Genomic DNA, 1,680 nt, shown 5'->3' with positions numbered 1-1,680 from the left:
GGCGGGTTAGAGAGCTCTTTTTGATATTAAACAATATTGTCAATAATTTAAAAATTTTTCTAAAAAAGCTTACTATAATCTGGTCAAAGTTTTCTTTGAAAGACAGATATAGGAAGACCAGGGTATCTACTTTAAGCTCTCTACATTCCTTAACTTGACGCGTATGGTTTATTTAACACTCCCTGTTAAGATGCCTAATCTACTTTCAGCTCCTCAGTATGTAAACTGCGTGGTAAAGACTCTAATTCCTTTGCAGCACTTAAACTTTTATTTTTTGCATGTATACCAAGCTTATTGAATTCTCGAGCAGCAGGAAACACCCTTGCTTCAAGAGAGCCAGCAGTTTTATTATAATGATCAACAGCACTTTTTAAGCTCCTGCGCAAATTATCAAAGTTTTCACCCATTGTGCAAATGCGCTCATATAAAATATGACCTAGTTCACTGATTTTCTTTGCGTTTTCAGCTATCATCTCTTGCTTCCATCCATACGCTATTGCTCTCAGCAACGCAATTAGAGTGATCGGTGTTGCAATGATCACTTTTTTTTCCACTCCAATCTCTATCAAAGCAGGCTCATATTCCAGTGCTGCGCTAAAAACCCCCTCCCCTGTTAAGAAAAGCACCACAAGTTCTGGCGTATTTTCAAATTGATTCCAATACTCTTTTTTACCCAAATCATTTATGTGTTTTTTTATTGCCAGGGAATGGTTCTTTAATTTCTCCTTTTGTATTTGCAAATCATTTTGTGATATAGCATCCATGTAAGAATCAAGCGGCACTTTAGCATCTATTATTATTTGCTTTCCAGATGGCATTTTGATTATTAAATCAGGACGCAATAAATTATCCTCGTTTTTATCAATCACTGACGGCTGAGTAAAAAAATCGCAATACTCAATCATTCCTGCCATTTCTACCACTCTTTTGAGTTGCATTTCACCCCATTTGCCCCTAATGTGAGGTTTTCTCAGGGCATTAGCAAGGTTGGAAGTTTGGTTCATCAGCGCTCCAATTTGCTCCTTTAAACCTTCATAGGCCCCTACCCTCTCCTTTTCTAGCTCACGTATTTCATTATCGAATTTTTCTAATTTTTCTTTTATTGGAGTTACAACTTCGTTGATCGTTGCTTGTCTTTTTTTGAAATCGCTTTCCGTTTCTTTTAATTTACTATCGATTACTTCCTTTGCTAAGTTCAGAAAATTATTGTTATTTGTTTGCAAAGCATCAAGAGAGAGCGCTTTAAAAGTGTTTGTTAATCTCTCCTCTGCTTTTGTTAGTAATTCTATTTCCTTTTTCTTTTCCTCACGTTCTTTTTGCAGAGTTACTTCAAGTTCTGCTTTTTTGACCCTTAAATCAACTATTTCTTCATTCTTCGTAAGCAAAGTTTGCTTTGTTTCTTGAAGTTCTTGCTCTAATTTACATAAATTACCCTCAAGGTTTGCTTTCTTTTCGCTCAGTTTTTTTACGATAATGTAGAAAAATAGTAATAGAGAGACAACCAGAGCTATAGAATTGAAAAGCATCAGAATAAAAAAGCTGTATTTACAATTCTATATGATTTTTGTGTGTATAAGAAAGAAAAAAGGAGCACCTAAAGAGGTGACCTTACCCAGAAAAAGTAGAGAGAAAGTTAAGACGTTTTTATCATGAGAATAAATTGTGCAGGAATGCAATAGT

General features: G+C 35.1%; 1 protein-coding gene and 1 pseudogene. One reads left to right on the top strand and one right to left on the bottom strand.

Annotation, left to right across the window (positions count from 1 at the left end; translation table 11 throughout):
* Positions 1–158: pseudogene (locus WOCAOBSORBRA_RS05945) on the top strand (IS4 family transposase); the annotation flags it as partial.
* 36 nt (positions 159–194) lie between these two features.
* Here WOCAOBSORBRA_RS05945 and WOCAOBSORBRA_RS05940 read toward each other — a convergent pair.
* On the bottom strand, positions 195–1,526 hold the full coding sequence (locus WOCAOBSORBRA_RS05940) for a DNA recombination protein RmuC (protein WP_151807714.1): 1,332 nt from the start codon (positions 1,524–1,526) through the stop codon (positions 195–197).
* Positions 1,527–1,680: the final 154 nt, after the last annotated feature.

It is taken from the genome of Wolbachia endosymbiont of Cardiocondyla obscurior (assembly GCF_902713635.1).
GTDB lineage: Bacteria > Pseudomonadota > Alphaproteobacteria > Rickettsiales > Anaplasmataceae > Wolbachia > Wolbachia pipientis.
This window is presented reverse-complemented; position numbering and strand designations above follow the sequence as displayed.

Coding starts and splice junctions, on each gene's coding strand:
- WOCAOBSORBRA_RS05940 (WP_151807714.1), bottom strand. CDS start 1,526: ATGCTTTTCAATTCTATAGCTCTGGTTGTCTCTCTATTACTATTTTTC.